At 58.7% G+C, this 26,995-nt stretch carries 25 protein-coding genes; 4 read left to right on the plus strand and 21 right to left on the minus strand.

What is annotated here, in order from left to right; translation table 11 throughout:
* The first annotated feature begins 63 nt into the window (after positions 1-63).
* Positions 64-1,476, plus strand: coding sequence for an MATE family efflux transporter (locus G5287_RS00255; RefSeq protein ID WP_076492884.1), 1,413 nt, complete (start codon positions 64-66; stop codon positions 1,474-1,476).
* Between the two features lie 114 nt (positions 1,477-1,590).
* Here the strand turns inward: G5287_RS00255 and alsS are convergent, their stop codons facing one another.
* The gene (gene alsS / locus G5287_RS00260; protein WP_227342117.1) at positions 1,591-3,261 is read right to left on the minus strand and encodes an acetolactate synthase AlsS; all 1,671 of its coding nucleotides are present in this window, start codon (positions 3,259-3,261) and stop codon (positions 1,591-1,593) included.
* An 18-nt stretch (positions 3,262-3,279) separates the two neighbouring features.
* Complete coding sequence (gene budA, locus G5287_RS00265) at positions 3,280-4,074, minus strand: acetolactate decarboxylase (RefSeq protein WP_421230603.1); 795 nt, start codon at positions 4,072-4,074, stop codon at positions 3,280-3,282.
* Positions 4,075-4,182: 108 nt separating this feature from the next.
* On the opposite strand from budA, the gene G5287_RS00270 reads away from it, so the two are divergent.
* Positions 4,183-5,118 (plus strand): LysR family transcriptional regulator, encoded by a 936-nt coding sequence (locus tag G5287_RS00270; RefSeq protein WP_124929994.1) that lies wholly within the window; start codon positions 4,183-4,185, stop codon positions 5,116-5,118.
* 42 nt (positions 5,119-5,160) lie between these two features.
* Here G5287_RS00270 and tyrS read toward each other — a convergent pair whose 3' ends face one another.
* Positions 5,161-6,360 (minus strand): tyrosine--tRNA ligase, encoded by a 1,200-nt coding sequence (gene tyrS / locus G5287_RS00275; protein ID WP_005347884.1) that lies wholly within the window; start codon positions 6,358-6,360, stop codon positions 5,161-5,163.
* A 109-nt stretch (positions 6,361-6,469) separates the two neighbouring features.
* Between tyrS and G5287_RS00280 the strand changes: the two genes are divergently transcribed.
* Positions 6,470-7,795 carry a peptidoglycan DD-metalloendopeptidase family protein gene (locus G5287_RS00280; RefSeq protein WP_157161227.1) on the plus strand — a complete coding sequence of 442 codons (1,326 nt, stop codon included), beginning with the start codon at positions 6,470-6,472 and terminating at the stop codon, positions 7,793-7,795.
* Positions 7,796-7,918: 123 nt separating this feature from the next.
* Complete coding sequence (locus G5287_RS00285) at positions 7,919-9,037, plus strand: anhydro-N-acetylmuramic acid kinase (RefSeq protein WP_227342114.1); 1,119 nt, start codon at positions 7,919-7,921, stop codon at positions 9,035-9,037.
* A 92-nt stretch (positions 9,038-9,129) separates the two neighbouring features.
* On the opposite strand, the gene G5287_RS00290 is transcribed toward G5287_RS00285, so the two are convergent.
* The 18 genes from G5287_RS00290 to tapM form a co-directional block, all read right to left on the minus strand.
* On the minus strand, positions 9,130-9,927 hold the full coding sequence (locus G5287_RS00290; RefSeq protein WP_227342112.1) for a DUF1338 domain-containing protein: 798 nt from the start codon (positions 9,925-9,927) through the stop codon (positions 9,130-9,132).
* A gap of 59 nt (positions 9,928-9,986) precedes the next feature.
* Complete coding sequence (gene astD / locus G5287_RS00295; protein WP_227342111.1) at positions 9,987-11,456, minus strand: succinylglutamate-semialdehyde dehydrogenase; 1,470 nt, start codon at positions 11,454-11,456, stop codon at positions 9,987-9,989.
* 72 nt (positions 11,457-11,528) lie between these two features.
* Positions 11,529-12,548 carry an arginine N-succinyltransferase gene (gene astA / locus G5287_RS00300; RefSeq protein WP_005334994.1) on the minus strand — a complete coding sequence of 340 codons (1,020 nt, stop codon included), beginning with the start codon at positions 12,546-12,548 and terminating at the stop codon, positions 11,529-11,531.
* Between the two features lie 76 nt (positions 12,549-12,624).
* Entirely contained in the window at positions 12,625-13,842 is a 1,218-nt protein-coding gene (locus G5287_RS00305; protein WP_216953066.1) for an aspartate aminotransferase family protein, read from the minus strand.
* Positions 13,843-14,119: 277 nt separating this feature from the next.
* The gene (locus tag G5287_RS00310; RefSeq protein WP_216953065.1) at positions 14,120-14,701 is read right to left on the minus strand and encodes an aminodeoxychorismate synthase component II; all 582 of its coding nucleotides are present in this window, start codon (positions 14,699-14,701) and stop codon (positions 14,120-14,122) included.
* 21 nt (positions 14,702-14,722) lie between these two features.
* Entirely contained in the window at positions 14,723-14,938 is a 216-nt protein-coding gene (locus tag G5287_RS00315) for a hypothetical protein (protein WP_216953064.1), read from the minus strand.
* Positions 14,939-15,055: 117 nt separating this feature from the next.
* A complete protein-coding gene (gene trpS, locus G5287_RS00320) occupies positions 15,056-16,060 on the minus strand; it encodes a tryptophan--tRNA ligase (RefSeq protein ID WP_005362251.1) in 1,005 nt (334 codons plus the stop codon).
* A gap of 42 nt (positions 16,061-16,102) precedes the next feature.
* Positions 16,103-16,771, minus strand: coding sequence for a phosphoglycolate phosphatase (locus G5287_RS00325; RefSeq protein ID WP_227342109.1), 669 nt, complete (start codon positions 16,769-16,771; stop codon positions 16,103-16,105).
* The gene (rpe, locus tag G5287_RS00330; protein WP_005335006.1) at positions 16,758-17,432 is read right to left on the minus strand and encodes a ribulose-phosphate 3-epimerase; all 675 of its coding nucleotides are present in this window, start codon (positions 17,430-17,432) and stop codon (positions 16,758-16,760) included. Before rpe ends, G5287_RS00325 begins: the two co-directional genes overlap by 14 nt.
* A gap of 190 nt (positions 17,433-17,622) precedes the next feature.
* Positions 17,623-18,495, minus strand: a complete 873-nt coding sequence (locus G5287_RS00335; protein WP_005335008.1) for a Dam family site-specific DNA-(adenine-N6)-methyltransferase — start codon at positions 18,493-18,495, stop codon at positions 17,623-17,625.
* 70 nt (positions 18,496-18,565) lie between these two features.
* On the minus strand, positions 18,566-20,146 hold the full coding sequence (locus G5287_RS00340) for an SPOR domain-containing protein (protein WP_227342107.1): 1,581 nt from the start codon (positions 20,144-20,146) through the stop codon (positions 18,566-18,568).
* Entirely contained in the window at positions 20,136-21,218 is a 1,083-nt protein-coding gene (gene aroB, locus G5287_RS00345; protein WP_227342105.1) for a 3-dehydroquinate synthase, read from the minus strand. The genes G5287_RS00340 and aroB overlap by 11 nt, the downstream gene beginning before the upstream one ends.
* Before the next feature lie 14 nt (positions 21,219-21,232).
* Positions 21,233-21,751 carry a shikimate kinase AroK gene (gene aroK / locus G5287_RS00350; protein ID WP_005347909.1) on the minus strand — a complete coding sequence of 173 codons (519 nt, stop codon included), beginning with the start codon at positions 21,749-21,751 and terminating at the stop codon, positions 21,233-21,235.
* 191 nt (positions 21,752-21,942) lie between these two features.
* On the minus strand, positions 21,943-24,156 hold the full coding sequence (locus G5287_RS00355) for a type IV pilus secretin PilQ (protein WP_216953061.1): 2,214 nt from the start codon (positions 24,154-24,156) through the stop codon (positions 21,943-21,945).
* A gap of 16 nt (positions 24,157-24,172) precedes the next feature.
* Positions 24,173-24,706: a pilus assembly protein PilP gene (locus G5287_RS00360; protein WP_216953060.1), complete on the minus strand. Its 534-nt coding sequence runs from the start codon at positions 24,704-24,706 to the stop codon at positions 24,173-24,175.
* On the minus strand, positions 24,703-25,302 hold the full coding sequence (tapO, locus tag G5287_RS00365; protein ID WP_216953059.1) for a PilO family type IV pilus biogenesis protein TapO: 600 nt from the start codon (positions 25,300-25,302) through the stop codon (positions 24,703-24,705). Before tapO ends, G5287_RS00360 begins: the two co-directional genes overlap by 4 nt.
* Positions 25,299-25,877, minus strand: coding sequence for a PilN family type IV pilus biogenesis protein TapN (gene tapN / locus G5287_RS00370; protein WP_216953058.1), 579 nt, complete (start codon positions 25,875-25,877; stop codon positions 25,299-25,301). Before tapN ends, tapO begins: the two co-directional genes overlap by 4 nt.
* Complete coding sequence (gene tapM, locus G5287_RS00375; RefSeq protein ID WP_421230604.1) at positions 25,865-26,926, minus strand: PilM family type IVa pilus assembly protein TapM; 1,062 nt, start codon at positions 26,924-26,926, stop codon at positions 25,865-25,867. Before tapM ends, tapN begins: the two co-directional genes overlap by 13 nt.
* Positions 26,927-26,995: the final 69 nt, after the last annotated feature.

Here is a 26,995-nt window from a genome sequence, read left to right on the forward strand (position 1 = left end):
ATCACCAAATAAGTATTAATCTAGACTAGCTGTTCGATAATCGAACTCCCCGAGAGAACAGATATGTCTGCCTATTTAACACTGCGGCAACGGGCCATGACCCGTCGCTTCTGGGCTTACGCCCTCCCCTCCATTCTTGCCATGCTGGTCTCGGGGGCCTACTACCTCATCGACGGCATCTTCGTCGGCCACTATGTCGGTGCCGCTGGCCTCGCCGGGATCAACCTGGTCTATCCGGTCATCATGGTGCTGATTGGTCTGGCCGCCATGATCAGCATGGGGGCCGCCACTGCCATCTCCTTCCAGCAAGGGGCGAAAAACGACAAGCTGGCCCGTCAGGCGCTGGTCAACGCCCTCTGGCTGCTGGCCGGACTCGGGGGCGTTGCGCCGGTGCTGCTCTATTACACCCACACCGATATCCTGCTGGGGCTGGGGATTGAACAGGGCACCGAGACCTGGAAACAGGCAAGCGACTACCTAACCTGGATTGGCGGCGGTACCCTGCTGCTGGCCAGCAATCTGGCGGTGCCCTATCTGCTGCGCAACGATGGCCGCCCGAAACTGGCCATGGTGCTGGTGAGCAGCGGCGCCGTGCTCAATATCATCCTCAACTACATCATGGTGGGTCGGCTGGGGCTGGGATTGATCGGGACTGCGCAAGCCACCCTGATGGCAGAGGGTGCGGTGAGCCTGATCGGCCTTGGCTACTTCTTTACCCCCTGGGCGCGGCTGCGCCTCAGCTGGCGGGATCTGGTGCCCAACCTCCCCGCCATGCCGCACCTGCTCTTTACCGGCCTGCCGAGCCTGATTGCCCAGTTCAACCTCGGCCTGCTGCTGATGCTGCACAACAGCCAGCTGATGGTGTATGGCAATGTGAAGGATCTGGCGGGTTTTACCGTTGCCGGTTACACCGAGGCGGTCTTTATCGTCATCCTGCAGGGGCTGGCGTTCGGCATTCAGCCGCTCATCAGCAAAGCGGCGGGGGCCAAGCGCCACCGCAACCTCAAGTACCTCATGGAGATGGGGCTCAAGTTCACCTTTATCTACGGCATGCTGGTGTGGCTCACCATCCAGCTGCTGCCGGGACAGGTCGCCATGCTCTATACCGGCGACAAGGATCCCGAACTGCTGGCCGCTGCCATCAGCAGCCTGACCCTCAACCTCGGCGCCATTCCGCTGGAGGGGATCATCATGTTCGGCATAGTGCTGCTGCAATCCATGGCGCGTACCCGTCAGGCGCTGGTCATCTCCATCGCCAAAACCGTGTTGCTGCTGCCGCTCATCTTCCTGCTGCCACAACTGTGGGGTCGTGATGGGGTGCTGATGGCCCAGCCCGCGACCGTGCTGCTGCTCACCCTGCCGCTCTGCTGGCTGCTGTGGCGCGAGTGGCTGCGCCTGAAGATGGCCTGCGCGCCAAAAAACAAGCGTCGCCCGCAACCGGCCCGCGCACGCGCCGCCGTCCAGCTGGCCCGTTAAGACCACCCATCCCGCAAAACAATAAAAAACCGGCATCCCCTGATGCCGGTTTCTGCTATATGGGCGGGTCTGCCTGCCCTTACTCGAGGATTCAGGCCAGCACTGCTGCCCACACTATGCCAATACTTCTGGCCTGAGCTGGGCCATCAGCCCCGGGTTGTCGGAGTAATCCACCGGAATGGCCACCACAGCAGGCCCCTCCACCGCCAGCGCGGCCCGCAGGGTGGCGCGCAGCTCGTCGGCCGAGCGCACCGCAAACCCGGCCGCCCCGAACGATTCGGCATAGCGTTTGAAGTCGATGGGGCCAAAAGAGACGCCAGAGGTGCGACAATACTTCTGCTGCTCCTGCATCGCCACCATGTTGTAGCCGTTATCGACCCAGATGATGTGGACGATATTGCTCTTGAGCCGCACCGCCGTCTCCAGCTCCATGCTCGACTGCATAAAGCTGCCATCCCCCGATACCGAGATCACCCTCTCACCCGGCCTTACCAGCGCCGCGCCGATGGCCCACGGCAGTGCCACCCCCATGGTCTGCTGACCGTTGGAGATCAGCACCTGACGGGCGCGGAAGCTGTAGAGGTAGCGGGCAATCCAGATATGGAAGCTGCCCATGTCGACGCAGAGGGTCATGTCGTCGCGCACCAGATCCTGCAGCTCGCGCACGATACGCAAGGGGTGAACCGGATTGCCGTGCATATCATCGGCCCGCATCGCCAGTCGCAGCCGCTGCTGACGTACCCCTTGCAGCAGCCGATCCACCTCGGGGGGGCGGATTTTCGGATTGCCCATGATGCGGGTCAGCTGCAACAGGTTGGCGCGGATCGACCCCACCAGCTCGGCGGTCGGGCAGTAGCTGCTGTCGATATCGGCAGGCAGCACGTCGATATGGAGGATGCGCCGCTCCCGGTCGCCATTCCACAGCACGGGGTCGTACTCGATGGGGCTGTAGCCGATGCAGATCACCAGGTCGGCCCCTGCCAGCAGTTGATCCCCCGGCTGGTTGTTGAAGAGCCCCACCCGTCCGGCAAAGTCATCGAAGTGGCAGCTGTCCACCACCCCGGCAGCCTGATAGGTACCGGTCACCGGCAGCCGCACCTTGTCGAGGAAGGCGCGCACTGCCTCGGCATTCTCCGGCCGACTCGCCATCAGGCCGAGCAGCACCACTGGATTCTGGGCGTTGCGCAGCAGGGTCAATGCCTGCTCCATATTCTGTTCATCGGCACAGCCCGGCTCCGGCACTTCCCGAGGCACCAGCACATTGCCCTTCACCGGCTTGTTGATGATATCCATCGGCAGGCTGACAAACGCCGCCCCCGGCCGTCCCAGCTCGGCGGCGCGAAAAGCGTTGGCCATCACTTCCGAGATCGCCGCCCCGCTGTTGACCTGGGCGCTGAACTTGGTGACCGGACGGCAGAGGTTGACCGTATCCATGCTCTGATGAGTGAGCTTGAGGCCATCGGCACGGCGCACTGCACCGCCCAGCGCCACCATGGGGTCTCCCTCCGAGGTGGCAGTCGCCAACCCGGTAATGAGGTTGGAGCAGCCGGGGCCCGAGGTGACCAGCGCCACCCCCGCCTTGCCGGTCAGGCGCCCCACGGCGGCCGCCATAAAGGCGGCATTCGCCTCGTGGCGCACCACTATGGTCTCGATGGGGGAATCCTCCAGCGCATCGAACACCCGGTCAATCTTGGCACCAGGAATACCGAACACCTGCTTGACCCCTTGCGCCTCCAGATGACGAACCACCAGCTCGGCACCGCACTTCCACTGTCTGTTTTCCATGTTATTGCTCCTTGTCTATTAGCCTTCGGCGGCTTGAATGGCGCGATCGAGATCGGCGGGGGTGAGGTCGGCCTGCCGGAAAGCGGGATCCGATGGCAGGGCCAGATTGAGGTGACGCACCACCGAAAGTCGCAGGGTGCCGTGGGCCATGGTGTAGTCGAGCAGATGGCCGCCCCCCTTGCGATCGGCGGTGATCATGTGTTCGTGAAAGCCCGCCACATTGACCCCCTGCACGAACGGCGGGCAGCGAAAGCCCACCAGAGTCCCCGCTACCGCGGCAAAGCGGAACAGCGGCTGCTGCTCGATGGCCTCCAGCATGGGGCGATAGGGGGGCTCCTGACGCGGCACGGTACGAACCTTGGCCGTTTCAAACTGGCCGTCGAGGCGCAGGGCGACGAAGACGTTGTCGGAGCCCACCAGCCGATCCACCCACTGGTGGATCTCGTCACGGCTCAGGGGGTGATCGAAACGACGCTCCAGACAGGGGCGAAAATGGGTCATCACCGCAAAGGGGGTCTTCTGATCGGCGCGGGCGGGCCGAGCCGAGCCATCGGAGCGCAACTGGTGGATCTGGCGCTCGAAGGCGATCAGCTCACCATCGAGGTGATTGAAGGTGCCGAGGCCAAAGTCGCCGTGGCGCAGCAGCTCGCTCATGGTGGTCTCCCCTTCGTAGACCCCCGCCAGCAGGGCGCTCATCAGGGAACTCTGGTAGATCTCGCCACCGTCATTCTGCCTGCGCCAGCGAGAAAACTGCTGGCTCACTTCGAGGGCACAGCTGCACCCGGCACTGTCAGATGTTGCAATATGTTCCATTCGGGTTTCACCTCCACCGTGAATCCTGTTAGCGTTCGGATCCAATGGTGACTTGGTTCACATTTCAACACCAATACGCTGATCCCATGACTTTGAGACTCAATCGATATGGAACTTCGTACGCTCCGCTACTTCATGGCCGTTGTTGAAAAGCAGAATTTCACCCGCGCAGCCGAATCACTCAACATGGCCCAGCCGCCGCTGAGCCAGCAGATCCGCAAGCTGGAGGAGACCTTGGGCACCCCGCTGCTGCGCCGTTTGACCCGCAGTGTCGAGCTGACCGAGGCGGGCGAGAGCCTCTATCGGGATGCGGCGCAGATCCTGGCGCTGGCCGATGCGGCAAAACTGAAGGTAAAGCGGATTGCCCGGGGCGAGCAGGGGGCACTGCGGATCGGCTTTGCCGGTTCCACCGTGCTCCATCCCGCGGTGCTGACCCTGCTGCACGACTATCGGGAGCGCTACCCCGAGGTGGCCCTCAGCCCGCAGGAGGGCACCATGCCGGCACTGGTGGAGGCGCTACGCAACGATCGGCTGGACGCCGCCATCTTGCGGCTGCCCTGCCGGGGTAGCGAGGGCTTTGCCCATCACCTTATCGAGCAGGAGCCGCTGCTGATCGCCCTGCCCACCAGCCACCCCAAAGCCAAGCCTGGCCCCTTGCCACTGGCCAGCCTGAAGGACGAGAGTTTTATTCTGTTTCCCCACGCCATCGGGCCCGGGCTCTATGACGGCATCGTAGGTCTCTGCCGGGAGGCGGGCTTCGAGCCGATACTGGGGCCCGAATGCCCGCAGGTGATCTCCACCGTCGGCATGGTGCAGGCGGGCTTTGGCGTAACTCTGGTGCCCAGCTCGGTGGCGGCGCTGCGCCCGCTCGGGGTCAGTTATCACCCCATTGAGGGCAACGGCATGATGACCAGCATCAGTCTGGCGACACGGCCTCACCCAGGTAGTGCCGTGCTGCGGCACTTTATCGCCCAGATCCGTGCTGCCCAGATACGACAAGGCCTCCCGAAGGAGGCCCTGTTGAACAAGCTTGAACCGGTTTGATGACCAGCTTGCCTGATGCGACGGCTTATTTGACGGTGCTGCTTATTTGACAGTCACCCGGGCAAACTTGCGCTTGCCGACCTGATAGACGGCGGTACCGGCACCGATGAGTGCCTTGCCATCTTCCAGCTTCTCGCCATCCACCTTGACCGCCCCCTGCTTGATCATCCGCAGCGCTTCGGAGGTGGTGGCCACCAGATCGGCCTCTTTCAGCAGGTTGGCAATGGCCAGACCTTCACCTTCCAGTGCCAGCTCGATTTCCGGCATCTCGTCCGGAATGGCGTTCTTGGAGAAACGCTGGGTGAAATCTTCGTGGGCAGCTTCGGCCGCCGCTTCATCGTGATAACGGGCGATGATCTCTTTGGCCAGCCAGATCTTCACGTCGCGCGGGTTGAGAGTACCGGCAGCGATGCCTGCCTTGAACTCTTCGATTTCAGCCAGCGGACGGAAGGAGAGCAGCTCGTAGTAGTTCCACATCAGATCGTCGGTGATGGACATGATCTTGCCGAACATCTCGCCCGGAGCGTCGTGAACGCCGATGTAGTTGCCTGCGGATTTGGACATCTTCTTGACGCCATCCAGACCCACCAGCAGCGGCATCATCAGCACGCACTGGGTCGCCATGCCGGCATCTTTTTGCAGCTCGCGGCCCATCAGCAGGTTGAACTTCTGGTCGGTACCGCCGAGCTCAACGTCCGCCTTCAGCGCGACCGAGTCATAGCCTTGCAGCAGCGGATAGAGGAATTCGTGAATCGCGATGGATTGGCCGCCGGTGTAGCGCTTTTTGAAGTCGTCGCGCTCCATCATGCGTGCCACGGTCTGCTTGGCCGCCAGCTTGATCATGCCGGTCGCACCCAGCTCGCTCAGCCAGGTCGAGTTGTACTCGATGCGAGTCTTGGCCGGGTCGAGGATCTTGAACGCCTGCTCGGCATAGGTGAGGGCGTTGTGCTTGATGGCCTCTTCGGAGAGCGGCGGACGGGTGGCGTTCTTGCCGGAGGGGTCACCCACCATGGCAGTGAAGTCACCGATCAGCAGGATCACTTCATGGCCCAGATCCTGGAAGGTTTTCAGCTTGTTGAGGATCACGGTATGACCCAGGTGAATGTCAGGGGCAGTCGGGTCCATACCCAACTTGATGCGCAGCGGGCGCCCTTCCTTCAACTTGGCGACAAGTTCTTCTTCAACCAGAATTTCTTCCGCTCCGCGCTTGATCTCGGCTAGCGCCACCTCGAGCTGGGACATTTTTTGACTCTCCATCACGATTCCACAGGGCCAAACATATTACTGGAATGGCGGGCCAATTGGAAAGGCTGTAAAATCCGTCCATTCTGCCCGACTTCATCTGCTTCTCATGGTTATTTGGCACGCCTTCAACGCACTCCCCCACTGGCACCGCAAGATGGTGCTGATCTTGAGCATCATGATCATGATGCTGGCGGCCTGGCCCAGCGAACAGGCAGTAGCAACACGGGTCGATGAAAACGGCAACGAAATTGCCCTGCGGGAACCGGCCAACGACAACGCGCTAAACAACGAGCTGCCAGCCGAGGCCGCCCAGCCCGTTACCCCGCCCAAGCCGCGCTATATCACCAAGCAGGTGAAGGTGCGCCGTGGCGACAACATGGGGGTGATCTTCCAGCGCATTGGCCTGAGCACCACGGATCTGCACCTGATCGACCAGCTCGAGGGCAGCGATCCCCTGCGGATGCTGCAACCGGGGCAGGAGCTCACCTTCACGCTCACCGAGAACGGCGAGCTGCACAGCCTCTATTACCCCCACAGTCTGGAGCAGGCGCTCAAGGTGAGCCGCAAGGAGGAGACCTTTGTCGCCCGCAACGTCAAGATCGCCCTCGACACCCGCGAACAGGTGAGCAAGGGGGAGATCCGCTCCAGCTTCTGGGGCGCGGCGGTGGATGCGGGGATGACCGAAGATCAGATCATGGACTTGGCCGCCATCTTCGGCTGGGACATCGACTTTGCCCAGGACTTGCAGCCGGGGGACAGCTTCCGGGTGGTCTATGAAGACAAGTTCCGCGACGACGAGCGGGTCGCCTCCGGCGATATTCTGGCCGCCGAGTTCGTCAACCAGGGCACTGCCTACCGCGCCGTGCTCAATGAAGATGGCAACTACTACACCCCGGAAGGCAAAGCCATGCGCAAGAGCTTCCTGCGTGCGCCGGTCAACTTCAAATACATCAGCTCCAACTTCAACCCGCGCCGCCTCCATCCGGTGACCGGCAAGATCCGCCCCCACAACGGCATCGACTATGTGGCGCCGGTGGGCACCCCCATCATGGCGGCGGGCTCCGGCAACGTGGTGGCGGCGGGCTACAACCAGTTCAACGGCAACTACGTCTTTATCAAGCATGCCGGCAACTATGTGACCAAGTACCTGCACCTCTCCAAACGCACCGTCAACAAGGGACAGCGGGTGAAGCAGGGGCAGACCATCGGCACTCTGGGTGGCACCGGCCGCGTCACCGGCCCGCACCTGCACTACGAATTCGTGGTGGGCGGCATTCACAAGAACCCGCGCACCCTCACCCTGCCGCAGGCAGAGACCCTGAGCGGACGCGAGCTGGCCAACTTCAAAAAGCTGGCGATGCCGCAACTGGCCAAGCTCGACAGCCCCGAGCTGCAGCTGGCCCAGAACAAGCGGGATAGCCGCGGCAACTAAGCCATCAGGGCTGGCGGGGTAGCAGCCCCGCCAGCCCTTTTTATTTTGCCTGCGCATGGCTCGGCGCCATGCTGCATCGGTGTCGGGAAGCGGACTATCCCGACCAGCGAGTGAGGAGAGCCAATGGCTGAACGCTATATCGGATTGATGTCAGGCACCAGCATGGACGGTATTGACGCCGTGCTGGTGGTGATCGACGGGGATCAACTGCGGGTCGAGGCGGCCCTCAGCCACCCCTGGCCCACCGCCCACGAGCTGCATGAGCTCTGTACCCCTAGCGACAACGAGATCGATCGCATGGGGGTGGCCGACAATCTGGTGGCGCGCGAATTTGCCGCCGCCACCCACGCCCTGCTGGCCAAGACGGGCCTCACGCCCGCCGATATTCGCGCCATCGGCAGCCACGGCCAGACCATCCGCCACCGCCCCCAGCTTGGCTTCACCCTGCAGATCGGCAACGCCGCCCTGCTAGCGGCGCTAACCGGCATCGACGTTATCGCCGATTTTCGCACCATGGATATGGCCCTCGGTGGTCAGGGGGCGCCGCTGGTGCCCGCCTTCCATCAGGCGCTGTTTGCCAAACCCGGCGCCCTGCGAGTGGTACTGAACCTCGGCGGCATCGCCAATATCTCGGTGCTGCCGGGCAATCCGGGCGGGGTATATGGTTTTGATACCGGCCCGGCCAACACCCTGCTCGATGGCTGGTATCGCCGCCATCAGCCCCACGGCGGCAACTATGACGCCGGTGGCAAATGGGCCGCCAGCGGCAAGCCCATCCCTGCCCTGCTGGAGAAACTGCTGGCTCACCCCTACTTTGCCGCCCCCTCCCCCAAGAGCACCGGACGGGAGATGTTTACCCTCGATTGGCTCGATGGGGAGCTGGCAGGCACTTCATACGCCCCCGTGGATGTGCAGCGCACCCTGCAGGCGCTCACCTGCCACAGCATCGCCCGCCAACTGCCCGCCCGGCCCGAATCAGTCGGTGCCAGCCAGCCGAAAGCCGAGCTGTTTGTCTGCGGCGGCGGTGCCCATAACGCCCCCTTGCTGAAGGAGTTGGCCAGCCTGCTGCCTGCATGGCGCATCGCCAGCACCGCCGAACTGGGCATTGCGCCCGACTGGATGGAAGGCGCAGCCTTTGCCTGGCTGGCGGAGCGCTTTATCAAGCACAAACCCGGCAACCTGCCCGCCGTCACCGGCGCCAGCCGTCCGGCTGTGTTGGGTGCTCTCTACCCCGCACCCTAGATATCCCCCAGATATGCAAATGACGACAGCCCCGATATGGGGCTGTCGTCATGTCACATCATGAACAGTGGCACTTTGGCCAACACCCGTTGTTACATGGCATTGGTGGACTCAAAAATTTTGTCGGCGGACGCTTCGACAAAGCCCGGATAGAGCACGCCATCTATCTGCGGGTAGCGCAGGGCGAACTCGTAGAAGCAGCTCGGGATGGTACGCACCCCATCGCTGAACGGCACCTCTGCTTTGTCCGCCATGGTGGAGGATTGCTCCAGCATCACCTGCGGATCCCCTTTCACCTCGCCACCCACGCTGTTGAGCACAAAACCCGCCGCCTTCAGTGCCGCATTGACCTGATGGATGGTGTCGAAATCCTTCAACTTGTTGATATTCACCGTGAAGTGGTTGGCACGATAACCCCAGGCTGCCATCCAGGCCGCATACTCGCTCTCCGCCAGCAGAGTCTGATAATCGGCATAGGAGACCTGCCAGGGGGCGCCGGTGTAGAGAAATGCCGGGGTATCGGTCAGATGATCAGGCACCTGATTGGCCAGCTTGTGGATGATGGCCTGGGCAGCCGAAGAGAGCTCTTCCACCTTCAGCTCACTGATAAACACCTTGGGAGCGTCCGGATCCTGATGCTCGAAGTGCTTGGCGTAGAGCTTCTTGGCCTTGAAGACGTACTCGCCCTTCTGCTCGTAACCGAGCGCGAGAAAGTGGGCGGCCAGCTTCTCCAGCCCCAGCTTGGGCAGGTTGTAGGTACGAAACGCCACGTGATCGTTGACGATGGGCTCGCCGCCACCCAGCAGGGTGTGCACCTTGAGGGCGCTCGGGGTCACCTTGATGTAGTTGTCCCACAGATGGCTGAACAGGGTGTCGATATCCTTTTGCATCTCTCTTTCCTTTGATTGCGGGTACAGATGGGGGCACCGCTGGATGCCCCGTGTCGTTATTAGAAGCGCAGGCCGGGCGACAGTTGATCCGGCATCGCGGCTTTGCTGTCTTCGACAGAGGCAACCGGATACGCACAGTAGTCAGCAGCGTAGTAGGCGCTTGCTCTGTGGTTGCCGGAGGCGCCGATGCCACCAAACGGCGCGGCACTGGAGGCGCCGGTGATGGGCTTGTTCCAGTTGACGATACCGGCGCGGATCCGCTTGAAGAAGTGGTGCCAGTCCGCCTCCTTATCCCCCAGCAGACCGGCCGAGAGACCGTAGCGGGTGGCGTTGCCCTGATCGATGGCAGCATCGAAATCATCGTAACGAATGAGTTGCAGCAGCGGGCCGAAGTACTCTTCGTCAGGCAGCTCGCTGACTGAGGTCACGTCGATAATACCCGGGGAGACAAAGCCTGTGCCCGCTTCCAGGTGCTTGAGGGTAAGCAGGCTCTCGCCACCGAGGCGCTGCAGGTTGGCTTGCGCCTCGACCATGCCCAGTGCTGCCTTCTCGCTAATCATCGAGCCCATGAACGGCTGCTCGGCAGCGTCGTAGAGGCCGACCTTGATCTGGCTGACCACCTCGATCAGTCGATTGACCAGGGCATCGCCCCGCTCACCGCGCTCGACAAACAGACGGCGGGAACAGGTGCAACGTTGACCCGAGGTGATAAATGCCGACTGGACGATGGCATGGACGGCGCCGTCGATGTCGCTCACATCTTTCACGATCAGCGGGTTGTTACCGCCCATCTCCAGCGCCAGAATTTTGCCCGGCTGGCCGGCAAACTGTTGATGAAGGAAATGGCCGGTGCGGGAGGAGCCGGTAAAGAAGAGGCCGTCGATATCGGGATTGCCCGCCAGCGCCTTGCCGGTCTCGACCTCCCCTTGCACCAGATTGAGCACCCCCTTGGGCAATCCGGCCTGCTGCCACACCTTGACCATGGCCTCGGCCACCATGGGGGTCAGCTCGGAGGGTTTGAACACCACGGCGTTACCCGCGATCAGGGCCGGGACTATATGGCCGTTGGGCAGATGGCCCGGGAAGTTGTAGGGGCCGAACACAGCCACCACGCCGTGGGGCTTGTGACGGACAAACGCTTTGGCGCCCGGCATGGCATTTTCAACGGTGCCGGTGCGCTCGTCGTGGGCACGAATGGAGATGGCAATCTTGCCCTGCATGGCGGCTACTTCAGTGCGGGTCTCCCACAGCGGTTTGCCGGTTTCGCGGGCGATGGTCAGGGCCAGCGCCTCTTTCTGCTCGCCGAGCAGGTCGGCATAACGGCGCACTATGGCCAGACGATCTTCAAGGCTCAAATCCGCCCAGTGGTAGAAGGCGGCACGGGCCGCCTTGACGGCAGCATCCACTTGCGCCGCACTGGCGGCAGCCCCCTGCCAGATCACCTCGTTCTTGGCCGGATCGGTTGACTCGAACGGCTTGCCTTCACCGGCAAGCCACTGACCGTCGATAAATTGCACTAACTGGCTCATCCATTCACTCCCTGTCGCTGGCAGGCAGCCTCGGCTGCCTGCCTGATAATCGGTTTGCTTGTCCTGTTTGTCTCAGTCGAGGTCGACCACCCGCACCATGTCGCCATCCTGTACCTTGAGTGCCGCCGCCATCTTGGGCGGGATGATGGCTTCGTGCTTGTCGAGATCGACCCGGATATTGCCGTAGCAGGCGCGGTAATGCTCGAAACGGCTGTTGCAGATAAGGTGGGTCTTGCCACCGATGGGCTCGCCCACCAGCACCCGCAGTTTCTTGCTGCGGCGCACGCTGCGGATATTCTTCACGTCGCACTCGACGGTGGGGCCCGCATCGAAAATATCGACGTAGCCACGGTTCACGAAGCCCTCGTCCTGCAGCATCTTGATGGCCGGGCGAGTCTTCTCGTGGGTCTGACCGATAACGGCCCGCGCCTCTTTGCTCAGCAAATTGACGTAGATGGGGTACTTGGGCATCAGTTCGGCGATAAAACGCTTCTTGCCGATGCCGGTCAGATAGTCGACGGTGGGAAAATCCATCGAGAAGAAGTGGGTTTGCAGCCACTCGTAGAAGGGGCTGTGACCGTTGGCATCGGAGACGCCGCGCATTTCGGCGAAGACGGTCTCGTCAAACAGCTCGGGGTGCTCGGCCATAAACAGAAAGCGGTGCTTGGAGAGCAGGCGGCCGTTGAGCCCTTCGCGGGCACATTCGCGCAAGAACAGGGTGCAGAGCTCGGAGTTGCCGGTGTAGTCGTTGGAGAGAGTCAGGGTTTCAACGACGTTGTAGATGCCGAGCTTGGGAGAAGAGTGCACCACTTTGCCGATGTGGTAGTTGTAAAACGGCTGGGAGAGGCCAACCGCGGCATCGATGGCACAGGTGCCGACCATCTCGCCGGTCTCCAGATCCTCAGCCACGAAGAAGTAGAGGCAGTCCCCCTTGCCGGCGGGCTTGTCGGAAAAAGTCTGGGTAGAAGCATCGATCTTGCGCTGCAGCAACTCATCGTTGACGGGCAACGAGGTCATGCCGGTGCCGGACTCGATGGCGCAGGTCTTGAGCCCGGCAAAATCTTTTTGCTCGATGGGACGGATAACCAACATAAATGACAACTCCCTTTCATTGACGACAGGTGGGGGCCCGGCTCCTGCCGGGAGAGCTCCCCACCTCAATTTGGAATCAGGCGTTGACCACCTGGGCAACCGCCTTCTCGAAGCGGGCCAACCCTTCCTTGATGTCCGCTTCCGGGATCACCAGTGAAGGGGCAAAACGAACCACGTTGGTACCGGCAACCAGTGCCATCAGCCCCTGATCGATAGAGGCCAGCAGGAAGTCGCGGGAACGCCCCTTGAAGTCCTCGCTCAGAGCGGCACCCAGCAGCAGCCCCTTGCCACGCACTTCGCTAAAGCAGTGGTATTTGGCGTTGATCGCCTCAAGCCCATCGCGGAACAGCTGTTCGCGCCGCTTGACCCCGTCCAGTACCTCGGGAGTATTGATCACGTCGATCACTGCCTCGGCGACCGCACAGGCCAGCGGGTTACCGCCGTAGGTAGAGCCGTGAGTGCCCACTTTCAGATAAGAAGCGATTTCGTCGGTGGTCAGCATGGCGCCGATGGGGAAACCGCCCCCCAGCGCCTTGGCGCTGGTGAGGATGTCCGGCGTGACGCCGAGCCCCATATAGGCATAGAGATCACCGGTCCGGCCGACCCCTGACTGCACTTCGTCATACACCAGCAGGGCATTGTGTTTGTCGCACAGCTCGCGCACCCCTTTGGCAAACTCGTCGGTAGGACGAATGATGCCACCCTCCCCTTGCAGCGGCTCCATCACCACGGCGCAGGTGTTGTCGGAGATCACCTCGGCTAGTGCCGCCAGATCGTTGTAGGGAACATGGGTAATGTCACCGGGCTTGGGACCGAAGCCATCGGAGTAGGCAGCCTGGCCACCGACGCTGACGGTAAAGAAGGTACGACCGTGGAAGCCCTGATTGAAGGCGATGATCTGGGTCTTCTGCTCGCCAAACTTCTCGATGGCGTAGCGGCGAGCCAACTTGAGGGCAGCTTCATTCGCTTCGGCGCCGGAGTTGCAAAAGTAGACCTTGTCGGCAAAGGTGGCCGCGACCAGCTTCTTGGCCAGACGCAGGGCCGGTTCGTTGGTCATTACGTTGGAGAGGTGCCACAGCTTCTCGCCCTGGGTTTTCAGAGCCTCGACCAGCTTGGGATGACAGTGACCCAGGCCGTTAACGGCGATACCACCGGCGAAGTCGACATACTCGCGCCCCTCCTGATCCCAGACACGTGACCCTTCACCACGCACCGGGATGATCTTGGCTGGCGCATAGTTGGGAACCATCACTTCATCAAACACTTCACGTGTCACTGCCAACAACTCTGACATATAGCTCTCCTTCAGATTCGGCGACAGAATAATCCACCGCCTAAAAGTTAAATCCGTGTAAACGTGACGGGATTATCACAGAAATAAAGTAAAAAGTCTGTAACAAGACGACCTATGAGGAACAATGTTCGATTGACCTTGAGATTTTAGGCAACCGCATTGCATAACGACTCAGGGGGGCTTGGCAAGAGATAATTTGGGCTGGAAGGGGGCTGAATAAAGTGTCAGAGAAATATTTTTTACCTTCTTTCAAACTTGAGAAGGTGATCACAAATTTTTATGAACAGGACAGAAAATTGGCCAGCAGCAAATGGCCCTGTTCGCTCAAAATACTCTCCGGATGGAACTGAACACCCTCGACAGGAAGTGTCTTATGGCGTAATCCCATGATTTCGTCAAACGAGCCATCGGCATGCTCGCTCCAGGCGGTGACCTCGAAGCAGTCGGGCAGCGTGTCGCGCTCCACCACCAGTGAGTGATAACGGGTCACCCGCAAGGGATCCTTTAGACCGTAGAATACCCCTTCGCCGCGATGGCGAATCAGGGAGGTCTTGCCATGCATCACCTGACGCGCGCGAACCACGCGGGCACCAAACGCCTGCGCCAGCGACTGGTGGCCAAGGCAGACGCCAAGAATGGGTAGCTTGCCGGCGAAGTGGCTGATGGCATCGAGAGAGATCCCCGCCTCATTGGGTGTACAAGGACCGGGAGAGATCACCAGAAAACGGGGGGAGAGCTGCGCTATGGCATCAAGCGTCAGTTCATCATTGCGCTTGACCACAACCTCTTGTCCCAGGGCGCCGAAATATTGCACCAGATTCCAGGTAAAAGAGTCGTAGTTATCGATCAACAACAGCATGAGATAACCAACAGTGGAGAATTAACGATCGAGATAACGACCCTGTTCCATTTCCCGTTCACGCTGACACTCGGCCAGATAGATGGCTGCAGCGATGGCAGCAGTCTTGTGATGTTTATCGATGGCATTGGAGACCATCAATTGCAGGGTATTGAGGTTTTTCGCCTTGCGGAACTTGCGCAGCCAGTGACCTTTATCACTCAGCTCTTCAATCGAAATATTTGGTTGAACAGACATGCGTACTCTTGGGGATATAACCCGGGTTGAAATAAAGAATTAAACAAAATACAACGTGGGAAAATAAAGAAAGCCAGGCAAATACCCAGCTCTCTTCTACTACACCTTCCCAGTATGTCAGGCTCGAGGAACGAAGCCGACTACATCATATACGCTGGTCAGGGTTTTTTCAGCTCTTTCACGCGCCTTTTGTGCCCCTTCGGCAAGAATCGCAATCAGATGGGCCTCATCCTGACGCAACTCGTGGAAACGAGCCTGGATCGGTTCCAGCAGCGCAACCACGGCTTCGGCGGTCTCGGTCTTGAGGTGACCATACATCTTGCCTTCGAAGTGCTGCTCCAGCTCGGGGATGGAGCGGCCAGTCACGCCGGACATCAGGGTCAGCAGGTTGGAGACACCCGGTTTGTTTTCCGGGTCGAAACGCACCACCGCCGGCTCGTCGGAGTCAGTCACCGCACGCTTGATCTTCTTGACGATCTGCTTGGGATCTTCCAGCAGGCCGATGAAGTTGGCCTCGTTGTCATCCGACTTGGACATCTTCTTGGTCGGATCCTGCAGGCTCATCACCCGCGCCCCTTCGGTCGGAATGAAGGGCTCCGGCATGGTGAACACTTCACCATAGAGGTTGTTGAAACGGGTACAGATGTCGCGGGTCAGCTCCAGATGCTGCTTCTGGTCGTTGCCGACCGGCACCTGATTGGCCTGATAGAGCAGGATATCGGCTGCCATCAGCACCGGATAACCGAACAGGCCGACGTTGACGTTGTTCTCGAAACGGGCGGACTTGTCCTTGAACTGGGTCATGCGCGACAACTCACCCATCTGGGTATAGCAGTTGAGGATCCAGCCCAGCTCGGCGTGCTGCGGCACGTGAGACTGGATGAAGACAGTGCTCTTCTTGGGATCGATACCGACCGCTAGATAGAGGGCGGCTGCGTCCAGACAAGCCTTGCGCAGGGCAGCCGGGTCCTGACGAGTGGTGATGGCGTGCAGGTCGACGATGCAGTAGAGGCAGTCGAACTCATCCTGCATGTTGACCCACTGACGCAGGGCCCCCATGTAGTTGCCGATGGTCAGCTGACCGGAGGGTTGCGCCCCGCTCAATACGATTGGTTTAGTCATGAGAGTGTTAATCCTTGTTATTCAGCCAGCCCAGCTGCGCTATTAGACCAAAAGTGCATCGAGCTGGGCAAACTGCTCGAATACCCAGTCTGGATGGGAGTCGGCAATGGGGCGGCCATAGTTGTAACCGTAGGTCAGGCCCACCACCTTCATGCCGGCCGCCTTGGCCGCCAGCACGTCATTTTCGGAGTCGCCCACCATTAGAGTGCGAGCCGGGCTCACCCCCAACTCCTGGCAAGCGTGCAGCAATGGCTCCGGGCTCGGCTTCTTGACTGGCACGCAGTTGCCGCCAAGCCAAAGTTCGAAACAATCGCTGATGCCAAGGGCATCGAGGATGGGTGCCACGAAATCACTCGGCTTGTTGGTGACGATCGCCTGCTTGTAACCCAGGGTTTGCAGGCGACGCAGACTCTGGGCAACCCCGTCATACATAGCCAGCCCTTGCAGCAGGCAGGCGTTGTAGTGCTGGAAAAAGATCGGTCTGGCCTTGGCAAACAGCTCGGGGTCAGCCTCGCGATAGGCGAGCGCCCGCTGGATCAGCTTGTCGGCACCATTGCCGACCCAGGTACGGATCACAACTTCATCAGCCTGTGCCAGACCGAGGTCTGCCAGAGTCAGATTGACTGCCAGCGCCAGCTGGGCGGCACTGTCAATCAGGGTGCCGTCCAGATCGAACAGCACCAAATCAAATGCGCGCTCAGCGTGTGACATGAGCCAGCTCCGCACGCATCTTGTCGATCACCGCCTTGTAGTCAGGCTGGCTGAAAATGGCAGAGCCGGCGACAAACATGTCGGCGCCCGCTTCGGCGATTTCACGGATATTGTCGACCTTCACCCCGCCATCGATCTCGAGGCGGATATCGCGGCCGCTCTCGTCGATCAGACGACGCACCTGACGCAGCTTGTCGAGGGTGCCGGGGATAAAGCTCTGGCCACCGAAGCCCGGGTTGACCGACATCAGCAGGATCACATCCAGCTTGTCCATCACATACTCGAGGCAGGAGAGCGAGGTAGCAGGATTCAGAACCAGACCCGCCTGGCAGCCCATCTCCTTGATCAGGCCCAAAGAGCGATCAACGTGATCGGACGCTTCCGGATGGAAGGTGATGAGGGAAGCACCGGCCTTGGCAAAATCGGGAATGATGCGATCCACCGGCTTGACCATCAGGTGCACGTCGATGGGGGCCTCGATACCGTAGTCACGCAGCGCCTGACAGACCATGGGGCCAATGGTCAGGTTGGGGACATAGTGGTTGTCCATCACGTCGAAGTGAACCACGTCGGCACCTGCAGCCAGTACCTTGGCTACATCGTCACCCAGACGGGCAAAATCGGCAGAGAGGATCGAGGGGGCAATCAGAAAGTCTTTCATCAGCATCATCCATTGGCAGCCAGGGAGAAAAAGCGGCGCAATTTTAACGTAAAAGGCGGGCGAAAACGACTCGAATGCGGGGTAAATGGGGCAATCGCCTCCCCTCCCCCAGCCACCTAGGTTTTGGGGCATCGGCACGGGCCTAGGCGCGCCCATAAAAAAACGGCGCCCCTGGGCGCCGCATGGTCTGTTACGTCAGCGGCAGCAGTTCACTGTCGCTGGGATAGTAACCCTGCTCAGGTTCGATTCCGGGGGGATAGAGCGCCAGCAACTCGGCCACCTTGTTGCGGGTGCCGCCGTTGCGACTGATGGTGCGCTTGACCAGGATCTCGTCGAGGCGGGCACCGCGATAAAGCTCACGAGTCAGCTCGATATCATGGTTGCTGATCAGCACCGGCACCCCTTTGTGAGCGGCTGTGTGACGGGCCAGTCGCGCCAGGATCGCCTGATCATCCAGGGTAAACCCGCCGGAGGCATAGGTGGTGAAGCTCGCCGTAGTGGAGAGCGGCGCATAGGGTGGATCACAATAGATAACCCAATCCTCTTCGGCACGCTTGATGGCGTCGGCGTAGCTCTCGCAGATAAAGGTCGCCTTCTGCGCCTTTTCGGCAAAGGCCCACAGCTCTTTTTCCGGGAAATAGGGCTTCTTGTAGGAACCGAACGGCACGTTGAAGCCGCCCTTCTTGTTGTAGCGGCACAGTCCGTTGAAACCGTGACGGTTGAGAAACAGGAACAAGAGTGCCCGCTCGAAGGTGGTCTCGGTCTGATTGAACTGGGTACGCAGCCGATAATAGGCCGCCTTGTGGTTGTGCTCTGCCACAAACAGCTTGCGCGCCTCGGCAATGAAACTGTCCGGCGTCAGCTTGAGGTGGTTGTACAGGCAGATCAGATCCGGATTGATGTCGTTGAGCACATACGCGTCGTAGTCGGTGTTGAGAAACACAGACCCGGCCCCGACGAAGGGCTCCAGCAACACACGCCCGGCCGGCAGGCGCTCGGCAATCTCTTCAACCAGGGAGTATTTTCCCCCGGCCCATTTTAAAAAAGCGCGTGTTTTTTTCATGGAAATCCGGTGTGTAAGAAGGCAAGACCCAAAAAGGGGGACGATTCTACCCCCTTATCCGGTATCAAGGCTATTGCTTCAGCTCTTTTTGTACCTGTGCAAACGACTTGGGCCAGGGCTGGCCTTTCAGCAAGGCTGGCGGAAGCTTGCGAATGGCACTCTTGGCCTGGGTCAGACCGGCATAATCTCCTTGCAGCACCACATACCAGGGACTGCCACGGAATTTGGTCTGATAGACCCATACCTTGCCCGCCAGACTATGCTCGGCGACAAATTGATCCACCGCCTTGGTGTTGCTCGCCCCCATCAGCTGAACGCTGTAGTGGTTGCGCGGCTTCTTGTTCAAGGTGGCGACCGGTGTCAGGGCCACTTTGGGTGCTGGCGCGGCAACCGGCTCGTTGCTGGCTGTTTTGGTGGTAGCAGCAGGCGTTGCGGTTGTCGCCGGATTCAGTACTTTGGAGGTACTGGCTGGCACCGTGGTTGCGATTGCACCACTGGGGGCTGTGCCACTCGGGTTCTTGCCGGTCAGCTCGTCCACCACGTCAGTAGGCAGAGCGCCGCTCACCTTGGGTTCGGTCATCAGCTTTTGCACGACCTCGTCAGAGATCACCACCCGACGCCCTTCGTAATTGGTTGATTCGGTGGTCACGGTTTCGCTCTCCACCGATTTGGGAAGCACTTTCGCCTCCGGCTGCCAATCTTTCACTACCCCGTTGGGATTGTTGGCTGCATCGCGGTTTTGCGCGCCTTGTGCAGCGGCATCGGTATTCGAACCGCCTGCGGTGAGGGGATCGCCTCCCGCTACCGGGATCGGCAATGCCGTGTTCTGCGCCGGACCCTGCAGCGCCGGTTTGCTTTCATTGTCAAACAGCGCAGGCAGCAGGTAGCTCAACGCCAGCAGGCCGCCAGCGACCAGCGCGATAGCGGTGGCAATCTTCTTGACGGGCAACTCCGCCTGACGCTTCTTGGGCCTTCTGTCGGTCATGATATCCTCCAGTAACTGCATGATGGTGGACGGATGTCCGTTCGCCGTTTTCAGGATCTCCTCCACTTGCGGCTTGGGCAAGAGGGTCGCCGGGATCTTGAGCTCTTTGGCTTTTTCATACAAGAAGATGCGCTGCTCCGGCGGGCTCAGTGGCGGCACTTCCAGCTCAAGGGCTGGCATGGCTCGCCCTTTGAGCTGCGGCCGTTGGGTACGACACCAGACGTCACTGCCCGAGACGATAATGGCCAGCTGATGGGGCGCCGCCAGGGTATCGTTATGACGGATGATCGCCCACAACTCTCCCAGCAGGTCGGCCGGCAACTGGTCGGCCCGCTCTATCAGTAGCAACAGGGTGGCAGGCTTGCTCCCCTCCAGCATGCGAAAGAAGCTCTCCGCCAGCGCATCCTGTGGATTGAACAGCGGGCGCGCCACCACCTGTGGCAGCAACAGCTGGCGCACATCCACCATCTTCATGGCAGGCGTACCAATCAGGCTTACCACCCGCACTTTTTCCGGCAACACGCCGAGCAGGGATTCGCACAGGGTACCGCGACCACAACCGGGTTTACCGGAGAGAAAAATGAAAGGGTGATTGAATTCAATCAGATGCAGCAGCCGGTCAACCAGCTGCCGCTGGGAAGGAAGTTTTAGCAGTTTATTCGTCACGACCAGACTCGATCACCGCCAGCAACTCGGCATCGGACACATCCCCCACCACCTGCGCATGGCCGATGCCAACCGGCAACACCAGACGCAGCTTGCCTTCCAGCACCTTCTTGTCACGGCGCATATGGCGAATAAAGGCGGCGAAATCCATCTCGGCAGGCGCATGAATGGGCAGATTGGCGGCCAGCAGCAGGGCGCGCACTCGCGCAACGTCCGCTTCGCTCATATCGCCACGTGCCTGCGCAGTCCAGGCAGCCAGCATGGTGCCGGCGGACACTGCTTCACCGTGCAGCCAGTTGCCATACCCCTGCTCGGCCTCGATGGCATGACCAAAGGTGTGGCCCAGATTGAGCAGCGCACGGACGCCGTGCTCGGTCTCATCCTGACCGACCACATCGGCTTTGATCTCGCAGCAGCGTTTGATGGCGTAGGCCAGCGCGGCAGGTTCCAGCTGTTGCAGACGCACCATGTTCTGCTCCAGCCAACTGAAGAAATCAGCATCCCAAATGATGCCGTACTTGATCACCTCGGCCATCCCTGCGGCAAATTCGCGGGCTGGCAAGGTACTCAGACATTCGGTATCGATAACAACTTGTTTGGGCTGATAAAAAGCCCCAATCATGTTCTTGCCGAGGAGGTGGTTGACCGCGGTTTTACCGCCAACAGAGGAGTCAACCTGGGAGAGCAGAGTGGTCGGGATCTGGATAAAAGGAATGCCACGTTGATAGCTTGCTGCCGCAAAGCCCACCACATCCCCGATCACGCCGCCCCCCAGAGCGATCAGTGTCGTATCGCGCCCATGGTTGGTTTCAAGCAGAGCAGACATGATCTGCTCAAAGGTCGCCAGGTTCTTGTACGCCTCGCCGTCGGGCAGAACAAGGTGTTCCACCTGAAAATCCGCCAGCAGGGAAGTCACTTTCTCAAGATAGAGCGGGGCGACGACCGTATTGGTCACTATCATCACCCGCCTGCCCTTGATGCTTGCTGCCAGCACCTCGGAGTGCTGTAGCAAACCGGCAGCTATCTCGATGGGATAGCTGCGCTCACCCAGTTCAACCTTCAACCGTTCCATGGACGTCCTCTTGATTACATACCGATCAGCTTCACAATCTGATTGGCAACGATCTTTGCGCTTTGATCATCTGTCTGGATAACAAAGTCAGCCACTTCTTCATACAGGGCGTTGCGCTCTTGTGCCAGACGCTCAAGCACCTCACGCGGCGGCTCTTCAGTCTGTAGCAGAGGACGGCGTTTGTCTCGCTGTGTACGCGCCAACTGCTTTTCAATGGTGGTTTCGAGGTAGACCACGATGCCACGAGCAGACAACTTGTTGCGGGTTTCCCGGCTCTTGATGGCTCCACCACCGGTTGCCAGCACGATACCCTGCTGCTCAGACAATTCGCTGATCACCTTCTCTTCGCGAATACGGAAACCCTCTTCGCCTTCAACATCAAACACCCAGCCGATATCAGCACCACTGCGGCGCTCAATCTCATGATCTGAGTCGAAAAACTCCATATGCAGTTGTTCTGCCAGATGTCTACCTATGGTGCTCTTGCCCGCACCCATGGGACCTATCAGGAAAATATTGCGTTTCTCAGCCATGTTTTTTCGTTAGTAATTACAAACTGTACGACCCCGATAAATACTGGATCGGGGTACCTATGAACCTTATCTTGCGATGGATCAGGAGGGGGATTATCTCAATAGATATCGGGACTGGCAACCGCAGCCCTTACGCCCCAGCCTCATTGGGGCGTAAGGTTATATGTGTTTTACCTTCACATGTAAAGCCTTCAGAAGGCGTCGGTGACTATCTTGGGGGTCACGAAAATAAGCAGTTCACGCTTTTTGTTCTCGCTGGTGGTCTTGCGGAACAGGGCGCCCAATCCGGGGATATCACCCAGCAAGGGCACCTTGGTCACATCGCTTTTGATAGTCTGCTGATAGATGCCGCCCAGCACCAGTGTCTCGCCATTGTTAACCAGTACCTGCGTCGTGATGGACTGGGCGTTGATGGAGACTGCATCACCGGTACCGGTCGGTACGGTTTCGCCCTTGGTATCCTGGGTCACGGTCAGGTCGAGGATCACCCGGTTGTCAGGGGTGATCTGCGGCGTGACTTTCAAGCTCAGTACCGCCTTCTTGAAGGTGACCGAGGTTGCACCACTGGAAGAGGACTCCACATAGGGGATCTCGGTACCCTGTTCGATCAACGCCGGTTTCTGGTTCGCAGTGGTCACCCGCGGACTGGCGATAATCTCGGCCTTGCTCTCTTTTTCCAGCGCAGACAATTCAAGGTCAAGCAGGGTTCCATCGGCCAGACGGGCAACCTGGAATGCCAAGGTACCGGCAGCATTGGTCACCGGCAGATTGACGTTCATCCGATTATCGACCGAGGGTCTGGTAATCGTTGAACTACCGTCGTTATTACCGGACGAATCATTCCCTTCAATAGAGCCTGAAGTGCTGTTGCCGTGACCATCGTTCTTGGTCACTCCCCAACGTACCCCGAGCGCTTCATCGAAACCGTCATCGATGGTCACCATACGCGCTTCGATCACCACCTGCTTGACCGGGATATCCAGAATATCCAGCATCCGCTTGATACTGCTGATAACCTCAGCCGTATCCTTCACAACCAGCACGTTGGTCCGTTCATCCACACTCACCGCGCCACGTGGCGATAGCAACTTGGTACTCTCGGATGAGAGCAGAGCAGCCACTTCGGATGCTTTTGCATAGTTGATCTGCATATATTCGGTATATAACTGGGCCAAATCAGCCACCTGATTCCGGCTCTCCAACTGCTGTTTCTCCCGTGCTGCAATCTCTTCAGCCGGAGCAACCAGCAGGATGTTGTTATCTAGCCGCTTATCCAGACCGCGCACTTTTAAAATGATGTCGAGCGCCTGCTCCCAGGGCACGCCATCCAGACGTAGTGTCAGATTGCCTGCCACAGAATCGGTAGTAACCAGATTGAGGTTGTTGAAGTCAGCGATAAGCTGCAACACGGTTCTAACCGGGATATCCTGGAAGTTCAATGAGATGGGCTTGCCCTGATACTGCTTTGAAGACGCAGATGCCGCCGTGCGTTTTTTCACTTCGATAATGAAAAGTTTATTAGCCTGATCGTAACGGTAATCAAACTGGCCATTAACCGACAGCTCAAACAGGGTATCGTTGCCCTGCCGGGACACCTCAACCTGAGAGACCGGTGTCGCAAAATCCTGTACATTGATCAGATTAAGCAAACCATCAGGCACGCGAGTACCATGAAACTTGGCCAGCACAGTTTGACCGCGGCTGCTCACATCGACGGCAGCGGAGCTGTTGTCAAGTGTGACCAGAAACTCCCCCTGACCATCCTTGCCACGACGAAAATCCACCCCGGTCACCGAGTTGAAATAGGCTCCACCGCCACTGTTCTGATAGCTGCCGAGCAGTGGTTTGCTGGCAGCAGGCGTCGCAACAGGAGGGGTTACCGGTGCAACAGGCATTGACTTGGCAACAACCTGAGAATTGAGCAGTGCCGAAGGAGCTGGAGTGGCCACCATGGCTGAGGAAGCCGTTGCGGCAGGTGCAATCAGGGCGCTTTCGCCATTAATCAGAGCTGATGAGGTCCCTTCACCAAGGGAAACCAGCAATTTATTACCCTGTTGCTGCACCTGATAGGGAGCCAGCTGATCGAGAGCGATCTTGATATCAAGGCCTGCCCCCTTCCCTTCCACCTTGATGTTGTCTACTCCCTGACGCTGAATAGGCAGCGGGTTCACCTTGAGTGCGCCCACAGCACCGGGGACATGCAACAGGAGCTGGTTAGGTTGATAGGAGAGACGATCGGTAAAGCCACTCACAGGCTCGCTGAAGCTGAGCTCCAGTTGCAACTGGTCTGCCAGCAATGGATTAACTTTTATCTCTTGCAAGGTTGCCACTGCCCACGCCTGACCAAAGGCACTGGCGCAAAACAGCAAAGCCACTTTTGTTACACTGTCTATGGTTGTTCTCATTGCTGTTCGTCCCTGATTATTGTTTTTCTTGCATATTGGCCATCGCCAACTGGGTTTCTCTTGTTACCCAGCACCCCTTCCCGTCCGGAATGGTTTCCAGTAAATCCACTGCCGTAGGAGTAATCTTGATGACTCTACCCTGATCGAGCCCCATATACTGGTTGAGCCCGACCCGTATTGATTTTCCATCAGGTGTGCTGATCAGGGCCCACAACTGCCCGGCCTTTCCCAAGGAGCCGTGCATTGACAAGCTGGCGAGAGAGTAGTTTTCCAATACCTCTTTTTCTCTGTCCATCATAACCTGTGCGCAATCAGGCTTCACCTGGGCACTATTCGCGCGCCCGACACTTGCTTCTGGTTGCGGCATCATGAAGGGACTACGCAGATCGCGTTGTTGATAGTGCATGGGGGAAAACGGCTTCAACTGGGGTAAGGGTTCAATAGGTACAGGGGGTCTTGCCTTTGTTTCGGCAATATAGGAATCCATCTCCTCCTGACCACCACAGGCCGTCAGCAAGAGGGCAGGTAACAACCAGCAGATGCGTCTCATTGTTTCTGCTCCACTGTTTTACCGTTGTACTTGTAGGTTTTGGCCAGCATCGACATAGCAATCAGGTCTCCCTCATCCTTGCTCTGACTCAAGGTAAAGGAGTCGAGTATGACGATACGAGGCAGGGCTGCCATATCTGCCGTAAACTTGCCGATCTGATGATAATTACCTACTACCTCGATCCGCATGGGCAATTCGGTAGAAAACTCGTGCTTGACCTCCGGTTCCCAGTTGATGCGATTGAGTTTCAAGCCATTATCGGTGGCAATAAAACTGATATCGTCCAGCAAACCGGCGACCTCATGGGTATTGGGCAACTGCTTGAGCTGGGTATCGACCAGTTGCTCGAGCTGGATCATTTGTGCCTTGTAGGCGCCCAAATTGGCTGCCAGCATCGCCTTGCTTTCAAACTGGCCTTTCAGCTCCGTCTCTCTGGCGCTCTCTTTGGTCAGATTGCCTAAGGAATTGGCAATCACGTAGTAATAAATAGCGCCACCAGTCAACACACAGCACAGCAGGATAAAGACAGCTTTCGCCCATTTTGGCCAGCTCGCGATGTCATTCAGATCAAGCTCGTTGAGTTGCTGAAGGTTCATTTGCTCTCCTTGGCCATATCCCCGGCAGCCGCGGTATTATTGGCAATCAGGAACATCATCGAGAATTGACTCAACGATACCGGCGCGACCTCCGCTGCAAAAATGGTGCTTATTTTCGACTGTCCCAGCCAGCCGGAACCATCGATTCGACGCATCATGCTGGCCACTCGACCATAAGCTTCTGTCTTGCCGTTGACATCGATAATATTGTTCTGCAACGAGAGGGTATTGAGGTAAACCCCATTGGGTACCAGAGAGGGCAACTGGTTGAAAAGACGAACGGGCACATTTCGACGCATTTGAAGATGTTCGATGAGTTGCATCCGATCGATCAGCTCCTTGCGACGTTCTTTAAGCAGGCGGATTTCTCCCAGTTGTGCATCCAGGATGGTCATCTCCTGAACCAGACGCTGATTACGCTGCTGCTGGGCGGCAATCTGACGCTCGACCAGCCAGTTGGCAAAGAGGCTCAGTGCGACAGTGACCAACACGAAAAGCCCGAGCAGGGCACCAAACTGTTTCTTTTGCCGCTGAGCACGAGCCTCGCGCCAGGGGAGAAGGTTTATATTTGACATGGTGTAAAACTCCTCAGAGCCAACCCGAATGCCGTCATATATCTAGCGCCATGTACCAGATCAACCTCTCCTTTCGGTTTGCCAAACAGGGCGAACAAATCCGGATGAAACACCTCGCAATTGGCTTCCTCTTTTACCTGTACCAACAAGCCAGGTAGCAAGCTGCCTCCCCCGGTCAACACCAGTTTGGCTATATCACGATAACCTGACGAGCTGCAAAACAGCTGGATATTGCGCCGCACCTGTTGCAACAGCGAGTTGATATGTGGCATCAACACGTCCAACTCATGGTCAACAGGCAAGGTGCCTTTGGTCTTGGCTTGCTCAGCTTCATCGAGGGTCATGCCATAAAAAGAGGAGAGCGCCTGGCTATATTGATCACCGCCGAAATTCTGCAAGCGCGAGTAGATCACCTCTCCCTTGACCAAGGCTGCGAAGGTCATGGCACTGGCGCCAATGTCGATCACCCCGATCGGTCGCTCACTCTCCTGCAACTCGGGCAAACAGGCCACAACGGCCCGCCCCAAGGCATGGGCTCCCACATCCACTACCTTGACGGCAATGCCAGCCTCAGCGAGAGCGCTGACCCGGCCATTGACGCTCTCAGTACGGGCTGCGCTCAACAGGACATCCTGACGATCTTCACTGGCGCTGGTGTCCAGCACCTCAAAATCGAGGCTGACTTCATCGAGGGGAAAGGGAATTATCTGTTCGGCCTCCAGCTGCACCTGACTCTCCAGCTCCTTGTCACCAAGGCGAGCATCAATCTGGATGACCTTGGTGATCACATTGGAACCAGTCACCGCTGTCGCGGCATAATCGCTGTGGCCAGAGATAAGGCGCTTGAGGGTTTTCAAAGATGGGCTGACCCGCTCGATATCCTGTAGCTGGTAATCAACCAGCGTACCTTTCGGGGTGGCGACCTCGGCAACAGATTCAATATGCAGCTTGCCGGGACGACCAGTGAGGGTAACGGCCTTGATGGTCTGGCTACCGAAATCAATGCCCACCAGGGGGAGGAGGGATCCCTTATTAAATAGCCCAAACATATACACATCCATGCGTTATTGGGTTTTATACCTGAATTGAGTGTAGGACACTCTAATCAGATGAGAGCT

This window comes from Aeromonas sp. 603079, assembly GCF_049172135.1.
Lineage (GTDB): Bacteria > Pseudomonadota > Gammaproteobacteria > Enterobacterales > Aeromonadaceae > Aeromonas > Aeromonas veronii.